The 5,049-nt window shown below is 69.7% G+C and carries 7 protein-coding genes; 2 read left to right on the forward strand and 5 right to left on the reverse strand.

The genetic code is table 11. The annotated features are described in order from the left end of the window. From VMV22_14595 to VMV22_14615, 5 genes are all read right to left on the reverse strand, one after another. Positions 1-522 (reverse strand): recombinase family protein (locus VMV22_14595; GenBank protein ID HUY23558.1); only part of this gene is annotated, 522 nt, incomplete at its 3' end. Continuing rightward, positions 519-743 carry a hypothetical protein gene (locus VMV22_14600; GenBank protein HUY23559.1) on the reverse strand — a complete coding sequence of 75 codons (225 nt, stop codon included), beginning with the start codon at positions 741-743 and terminating at the stop codon, positions 519-521. The genes VMV22_14600 and VMV22_14595, both read right to left, overlap by 4 nt. Beyond that, positions 740-1,570 carry a replication-relaxation family protein gene (locus VMV22_14605; protein ID HUY23560.1) on the reverse strand — a complete coding sequence of 277 codons (831 nt, stop codon included), beginning with the start codon at positions 1,568-1,570 and terminating at the stop codon, positions 740-742. Before VMV22_14605 ends, VMV22_14600 begins: the two co-directional genes overlap by 4 nt. After that, on the reverse strand, positions 1,567-2,994 hold the full coding sequence (locus VMV22_14610) for a hypothetical protein (GenBank protein ID HUY23561.1): 1,428 nt from the start codon (positions 2,992-2,994) through the stop codon (positions 1,567-1,569). The genes VMV22_14605 and VMV22_14610 overlap by 4 nt, the downstream gene beginning before the upstream one ends. Further along, positions 2,981-4,177, reverse strand: coding sequence for a hypothetical protein (locus tag VMV22_14615; protein ID HUY23562.1), 1,197 nt, complete (start codon positions 4,175-4,177; stop codon positions 2,981-2,983). Before VMV22_14615 ends, VMV22_14610 begins: the two co-directional genes overlap by 14 nt. Before the next feature lie 147 nt (positions 4,178-4,324). Between VMV22_14615 and VMV22_14620 the strand changes: the two genes are divergently transcribed. Beyond that, positions 4,325-4,681 (forward strand): hypothetical protein, encoded by a 357-nt coding sequence (locus tag VMV22_14620; GenBank protein HUY23563.1) that lies wholly within the window; start codon positions 4,325-4,327, stop codon positions 4,679-4,681. A 105-nt stretch (positions 4,682-4,786) separates the two neighbouring features. Next, the coding region (locus VMV22_14625) for a type I restriction-modification system subunit M N-terminal domain-containing protein (GenBank protein HUY23564.1) at positions 4,787-5,049 on the forward strand (263 nt) is incomplete at its 3' end.

A 5,049-nucleotide genomic window follows, 5' to 3' on the forward strand; every position in this document is an offset into this window, starting at 1 on the left:
GCCTTGGCGGGTCGAGGTCTCCTGGCCCTGGCGGGACTTGACCATCAGCTCGTGGTGGTAGCCGCGGGCGATGCCGATGTTCACGTGGCGCAGCACGATGGTGCCGAAGGACTCTTCGAGCGGCTCGTCCGCCGCGCACAGCCGCACGCCCGCCTGGCGCAGCTCGTCTTCGACTCGGAAGGCGACCGACGAGTTACGCGACAGACGCGAGATGGATTCGACGATCACGCGGTCGAAGCGGAGTGGTCGCTTGGCACTGTCGGCCAGGAGGTCTTGGAGTCCACCGTCTCGGGGGATCGGGATGTCGAAGCCGGCCAAGCCGCCCGATCCTCGGGCCGCGTAGGTGCGGGTGCCTGACTCGATGTCGTAGTAGTGGGCGACGATCCGTCCGCCCGCCTCTTCGACCTGGCGCTCGGCGTTGGCCAGCTGGCGAGGGAAGGAAAGCGTGGGGTCCTGCTCGTCCTCGGTCGAGACCCTCCCATACCAGGCGTAGCGGGGAGTTGGGCTGGCGGACGTGGTCATGGCAGGACCTCCTCGTCCTGTCCTACCTCTGTCTCGGCAAGGGAAGCGAGCAAGGCCGAAAGTGCCCTTCCCTGGGCCGCCGCCAGCGCCCGGCCGGCCTCGCCTCCCATCAGGCGGACCTGGCACCGGACGGTCAGGGCCGAGCCGGTGGGCGCGGGTTCGGGCGACTCGCGGGCGTGGCGGGTGCAGGCGTCGGTGGTGGCGAGGCGCCGAGCGGTCATCGGGCAACCCCCGCGGCAGGGGTGGCGAGCCGGGCCAGGGACCGGCGGGGAGCCTCCTTACCCACGGGCAGCCAGATGGCGTCGGCGGGGTTGCCCTTCCCGGCGACGGCAGTCGCCACTGGCAGGGCAGTAGCGCCGAGTGCCTGGCGCAGTCCCGGCTCGCGCCCCGGCTGGGCGAGCCAGAAGAGGACAGGCCGGGCGGTGCCGTCCGCCTCGGTGAGGTCGCGGTAACCAGCGAGCTTGCCGGCGACCCGAGGGAGCGGCTCGCTGCCAGTGTCGTACTCCAAGAAGAACTCGACGCGCTGTCCGTCCTCCTCCCAGATTCCGTAGGCGTCGGGACGGACCAGCTCGCCCCATTCGGCTGCGCAGCGCCGTTCCGACCACCAGGCGGTGACCGCCGGACCGGGGCGCTCGCGTGCCGCCTTGTGCAACGCGCAGAAGAAGCCGTTCACCCCGAGAGTGTGGGTCGTCCGCTGTCCGGCAGCCAGCGCAACCACCCGGTCGCGGAGCACCGAGGACCGTGGCGCCTCGATGCCGCGTTCGGCAGCAACGATTGCGGCGCCGGCCGGTCCGAGGCTGTAGCGCCACGACTCCGAGCCCGTTGGTCGAAGCGGGCGGAAGCGGTCGAGGACCCCGAGGCGCCAGAGCGCGACCAGTCGGTGCTGGGTGGAGACGAGGCTCGTGAAGCACAGGTCGCAGACCTGCTCGGTGGTGAGAACCCTGTGTTCCCACAGCACGCGGCAGAGGAGCCGGTCGCGTTCGGTGAGGCGACCGAAGATGTCGAGCGCAGATGCGCCGCGCCGCCGAGGAGAAGAAGAGACAGTCATGGATTGCTCCAGGAGTCGGGGTCCACCGACGCCGGGGTGCGAGGCCGGCCACGCTGGCGGTCGTCGGGTGTCGGTGCCGGCGTCTCAGGGGCGCCGACCAAGACGCCGGGGGAGACGCCATCCGAGACGCCACCAGACCCGCCGCCGTCCTTCCTGCGGTGTGCGCGTCGTCGGACGAGCAGGTCGTGACGCCGATCCGCCCGGCTTCGCCCGGCGTTCTCGCGTGCTTGCTCACGCGCCTCGGCTACTCGTCCGGGCACGGCCGGGCGCAGTGGTCGGGTCCGCAGCGTGAAGGCGTGGAGGTCACGCCCGCCGACCACCAGCCGGCATGCCACCTGGTGGGCGTCGAGGTGACAGAGGTCGTAGGGCTTCAGGTACGGCTCGGTGTGGCGGGCGAGGACCCTGGCGTCCTCGGGTGAGACCGAGAAGTAGACCTTGTTGCGGGCATTGGCCGAGGTCGCCTCGAAGAGGTCCTTCGGCAGTTGGCCGAGATGCTGGTGGGCCAGGACGACCGAGAGGTGGTAGCCGCGCGCCTCGGCGAGCAAGTCGTCGATGGCGGTCGGCAGCGCCAGGAAGTTCTGGCATTCGTCGACGTACAAGGTGGCGTCGGGACGGACCGAGTCGTCGGCCCGGGCAGTGGCGGCCTGCCAGACCGAGGCGACGAGAAGGGCGCCCACGAGCCGCGCGGTGTCCTCACCGAGAATGCCTTTGGGCAGCCGAGCGAGGAGCACCCCACCCGAAAGGACCTCCATCATGTCGAAGCTCGAGGCAGCCGAGCCGAAGAGGTCCCGGGCGAAGCGTCGGGCGAGCACGGCCCGCAGCTTGTTCATGATGGGCCCGATCACCTGGGCCTGACCCGCCGGGTTCAGGGCGTCATAGGCGTCCCAGAAACCCTTCAACCCCGATCGCTCCGACAGGCCGGCGACGAGCGGCGCCCGGAAACGCCGGTCGGTGAGCAGCACCGGGACATCGGCCAAGGTGGCGCCCGGCAGTCGCCGGAGCGTGGCGCACGCTGAGCGCAGGACGTCCTCGGTCCGCGGTCCCCACCAAGCCGAGAAGATCCGGGCGAAGACCGACACCACATGGTCGACGGCGACCTCGGCTGGCTCTCCATCCAGCACGTTGAGAGCCGGCGGGGCTTCGGTCTCCTTCGGGTCGATGAGCACCAGACGTTCGAGCGCCCGCTCGGGCAAGCGAGCGAGGAGATCCTCGACCAGATCGCCCTTCGGGTCGATCAGGACCACCCCGCGCCCGGCTTTCATGTCGGCGAGCGCCAGGTTGGCGAGCAACGTCGACTTCCCAGCTCCGGTGGCACCGATGACGTGAGTATGGAACCGGCCGCCTGCGGTCCCAAGGGCCACGGCTTGGCGCGGCCCGACCTCGGTGTCCCCGAGCACCCGAATCCCACTCTCAGAAGAGCGCATCGTCGTCCTCCTCAAAGTTCTGCGACCCGGCGCGTTCAGCGAGCACACCGGAGGGCGGGCCGACCATCGCCGCGCTGGCGTGGACGAGCCCGGGGATCGCCGCGTCCCACGGCAGATGCGCCAACGCGGCAACCTCGGAGAGGCCCAGTACTTGGCCATACGTGATTGCCCGGTGTTCGAGGCGGCGCCGGCACCCACGCGAGTGGCGAGCGATGAGGTGGTTGCGCCCGGCATAGACACCGAAGGTGGCGGTGAGCTCGTGGGCACGCGAGCGCAGACGCCGTCGGGTATGGCGGTCGGTAGAAGCGGACGAAAGCCCGTAACGGAGGGCGATCTCGAAGGAAGGAAGGTCGCTCGCCTTTTGCACCACGTGACGGACATCTGCCGAACGCATGGGGTCGGGACTCGATGGCCTCTGCGGCGTCGTCTGCCACGCGGCAAGCAACCGGGGCACAAGAGCCATCGGGCGGCCGGTGTGAAGGAATCGGGCAGCGCGCCCGATAGAGCGGGTCGCCCGGGCACCGGCCGGCGCAACGACAACCTGCAGGGCGCCCTCGTCGGACTCGTCGCCGGTGAAGAGGGCACCCAGGATGGTGCGCAACGGGTCGGCATCGTGGTCGGTCCGAAGTGGCAGCCACGACGGCGACGCGAGGCGTAGCTCGCCACAGGTGACGGTTCGTCCTCGGAGGACAGAGGGGCGATTGGGCTCGATCCGGCACCGGCTGCCCGGCCACGCCGACGAGACGGCACGGGCGACGGCGTGGGCGGAGAGGCTCGGTGGCACCCAGATGCGCAGTCCGATGCCGTTGGCCGAGGACGTCACCTCGAAGGCCACCGAGTGCGGAGCAGCAAGCAGGTGGTGACGAGCGGCAAGGACGGGATGGAGGTTGCGCCAAAACGATACGGCACCCCTGGGGTCGACGGCGGGCGGCACGTCGACTTCGACGAGCTGGCCGGTTGAAGTCGACCGGTACCGGGCGAGGACCCGCACGAGCACCACCAGGGCAACGAGGACTGCGAGCACCACGGCGACCGTGGCTGCAACGGGTAGGACGGCGTGGGCGATGCGGGCCAAGTGCTGGCCGAGGTCGGCCCACCAGGTGGCGGGATGGGCGAGGAAGCGTGCGAGCGGTCCGTTGCGGACGGTCGGCGGTGGCGGGTTGAGCGTGGTGGTGGGCGGCAAGCTGGATCCTCCTCTGATCACGAGATGAGCGGGAGGACCGGACTGCTCCAGCGAAAAACCTCCCAATTAGAACACCCCCCCTCCCATCGCAAAGATCGATGAAGCGTCCGAAAACGAGACAACTCAGGTCGCTACGCTGGGGAGACGATGCGTCGCTATTTGTCCGAAAGTGCCAAGGCGGAGGGTCTACTGGCGGAGGGTCGGGCGATCGAAGCGGCTCTGGCCTGGGGCCGCGCCGCCCGAGCTGCGCCCCATCGGGCTGCCCGCCTCGAACTGCTGTGCGCCATGCGCAGCAGCGCCGAGCTCGCACTGCACCAGGCCATCTACGAGGCCAACCAGGACGGCTGCTCGTGGCGCATGCTCGGCCACTACACCGACATGTCCTGGCAGACCCTGCACCGCCGCTACCGGGGCAAGCCCCTACGCCTGCCTCCACCCCCCGACCCAGACGTGGCACGTGAGGAACGCCGCCGGCGGCGGCGCCCACGCAAATCGCCACGATGATCGTGGGCAACGAACCCCAGTGGCGCTCCAGACGGCCAGAGCCGTGCGTCAGTAGCCTTGGGAGATCAACGGCCCAGGTCAGAGGGAGAGGGGACCGACGCCAGCATGGCTGAGACCAGGATCAACAACCATGCGGCCTTCATCTGGGCTGTCGCCGACTTGCTTCGGGGCGACTACAAGCAATCCGAGTACGGCAAGGTCATCCTCCCCCTGACCGTTCTCCGGCGCCTCGACTGCGTGCTGGAGCCGACCAAGGCGGCCGTCCTCGCCCGAGCGGCCAAGCTCCGCGGCCAGGTGGAGAACGTCGAACCCGTGCTCTGCACGGTTGCTGACCAGCGCTTCTACAACGTCTCGCCGCTCGACTTCCC

It is taken from the genome of Acidimicrobiales bacterium, from assembly GCA_035531755.1.
Classification (GTDB): Bacteria; Actinomycetota; Acidimicrobiia; order Acidimicrobiales; family UBA8190; genus DATKSK01.

Coding starts and splice junctions, on each gene's coding strand:
- VMV22_14600 (HUY23559.1), bottom strand. CDS start 743: ATGACCGCTCGGCGCCTCGCCACCACCGACGCCTGCACCCGCCACGCC.
- VMV22_14605 (HUY23560.1), bottom strand. CDS start 1,570: ATGACTGTCTCTTCTTCTCCTCGGCGGCGCGGCGCATCTGCGCTCGAC.
- VMV22_14610 (HUY23561.1), bottom strand. CDS start 2,994: ATGCGCTCTTCTGAGAGTGGGATTCGGGTGCTCGGGGACACCGAGGTC.
- VMV22_14620 (HUY23563.1), top strand. CDS start 4,325: ATGCGTCGCTATTTGTCCGAAAGTGCCAAGGCGGAGGGTCTACTGGCG.